Annotated in this window: 2 protein-coding genes and 1 pseudogene; all 3 read left to right on the plus strand. The window is 39.2% G+C overall.

The features are described from left to right. Positions 1 to 549, plus strand: a 549-nt coding sequence (locus VNJ50_RS15265; protein ID WP_325583156.1) for a RagB/SusD family nutrient uptake outer membrane protein, incomplete at its 5' end; no start/stop codon positions are given. Positions 550 to 562: 13 nt separating this feature from the next. Next, on the plus strand, positions 563 to 1681 hold the full coding sequence (locus tag VNJ50_RS15270; RefSeq protein ID WP_325583157.1) for a SusE domain-containing protein: 1119 nt from the start codon (positions 563 to 565) through the stop codon (positions 1679 to 1681). A 68-nt stretch (positions 1682 to 1749) separates the two neighbouring features. After that, positions 1750 to 2356, plus strand: a pseudogene (locus VNJ50_RS15275) (alpha-amylase); the annotation flags it as partial.

Here is a 2356-nt window from a genome sequence, read left to right on the forward strand (position 1 = left end):
GGAGAAGCCAATTCTCCCGACGGAAGAGCCTTATTTTTCACAAAGGACCAAACAAAGGAAATTAATAACATTTCCACATTTACCGATGGTTATGCCGTAGAAAAATTCAAAAATGTCGATGTTACGGGTAAAGCAGGATCAGATCCTACAGGCGATATTGTAGATACTGATTTTCCAATGTTCCGATTATCGGACACATATCTTATGTATGCCGAAGCAGTTATTAGAGGCGGCGGCGGTTCAGCAGCCAATGCAGTCAACTATATCAACCAACTCAGAACAAGAGCTTATGGCAATGCTACTGGCAATATCAATCAGGCCGATTTGACCCTCGATTTTATTTTGGCCGAGCGTTCAAGGGAATTGTTCTGGGAAGCACATAGGCGAACTGATTTGATTCGTTTTGGCCAGTTTTCAGATCAGGGCACCTGGCCATGGAAAAAGAATGTACCACAGGGTGCTACAACCGAAGCGTTCAGGGACCTTATGCCCTTACCAGCCACCGACTTAGGCATCAATACCAACTTACAACAAAACCAAGGATATTAAAAAAGACAAACAGATGAAAAAAATTAAAATATTTAGCTTACTTATTTTCGCCGTAATAGGGCTAAATTCTTGCCAAACTGATGACGATGTAGTTTTCATCGCCCAAGAACCAGATGGATTTTCTATAACCAATAACATTCTGCCTGAGTACATTTTAACCGCATCTACAGGAAATAATCTTGGTGAACGCTTTACATGGTCGAGTGCCGATTTTGGTGTTCAAACAAACATTTCTTATGATTTAGAACGTTCCATTTTAGGCGATTTTACCGATGCTAAATTGGTAGGCACAACCACAGAAAACGAAATTGCAATGACTATTGGTCAGATGTTGGCCGTAGCTACTGAAGCTGGTTTAGATGCTGATCCTGAAACTCCAGAACCAAACACAGGAGCCTTTTCAGTGAGAATTCGTGCCTATGTTGGTGATACCAATAGTTCAACACAAATCTATACCGAGTCTAAAATCATCTCTGTGGTTCTTCAAGAAGCATCAGGCGGCAGCACTGAAATACCTAAATTATTCGTTGTAGGTAGCTTTTTAGAACTAAGCGGTTATGGAGCAAAGTGGACCGCAGCAGACGCTGTAGCCTTAGCAGCTTCAGCACCTGATAAAACTGATTTTGAAGGTTTTGTTTATATAAATGAAACTAATGCTGAATTTAAATTTTTACCAACAAACACATCTTTTGATGGCGATTACGGTGATGACGGAAATTTCACTGGAGTATTAATACAAGAAGGCGAAGTTAACGCCAAAATTGCTGACGCTGGATACTATTTAGTAAAAGCAAACACAACAACGTTAACATATAGTCTTCAAACAACGTCATGGGCTATTACTGGCAGTGCCACTCCGCTAGGATGGCCAGATAATGGGGTTCAAGATCAAGATATGATCTATAACCAAGATACTAAAAAATGGGAAATTACAATTGCTCTATCAGCTGGAGGAAATGCTTTTAAATTTAGGGCAAATGATGGATGGGATCTAAATTTAGGTGACGATGACGCGGATGGAAGTCTAGAATATGGCGGAGCGGACATGACAGTTGCTGTAAATGGCACATATAAAATTGAACTTGATTTATCTCAACCAAGAGCATATTCATATACCGCAACATTGCAGTAAAAAAAAACAAAAACTGTAAAAAGGCTGATCTGTTTTGGTCAGCCTTTTTTTATTAAAATTTTAATTTTATGAAGAACTTTACCTTCTTGATAGCTCTTTTTATAACGACAATTTGTTTTTCACAACAACAAACGGCAACTTATAGTGTCAATCCCTCTCCTTTTGAAGAAAACCAAAACATCACACTGACCTTCAACGGAAGCAGCATCAACGAAGCCACTTGGGGCGTTACCGGAAACGCCTTATATCTATGGAGCTGGTCCTACGATATGAATCTTTCAAATGAACAGAACTCACCAACCAACGGAACTTGGGAGAATTCCAATGAAGCCAACAAACTCACTTACAATTCAGGAAATGACACGTATAGCATTTCATTTACACCAACAACGTTCTACAACCGAACCGGAATTGGACGCATTGGATTTTTAATTAAAGCAAAAAACGGCACTGGCGATAAAAAAAGCCAAGACATCTTATTAAATGTTGGAAGTTTTCAAGTCACCTTAACACATCCACAACAAAATAGCACGACCATACTTTCTTTTGGCGGGAGTTTGAATATTTCTGCAACCAATTCGGGCGGAAATGCGAATTATAATTTAATAGCTAATGGCACAAGTATTAACACCAAAGCTAATACGTCCAACTTTTCTTTTACCCACACCAATATTA

It is taken from the genome of Gelidibacter sp. (genome assembly GCF_035577925.1).
Taxonomy (GTDB): domain Bacteria; phylum Bacteroidota; class Bacteroidia; order Flavobacteriales; family Flavobacteriaceae; genus Gelidibacter.

Coding starts and splice junctions, on each gene's coding strand:
- VNJ50_RS15270 (WP_325583157.1), top strand. CDS start 563: ATGAAAAAAATTAAAATATTTAGCTTACTTATTTTCGCCGTAATAGGG.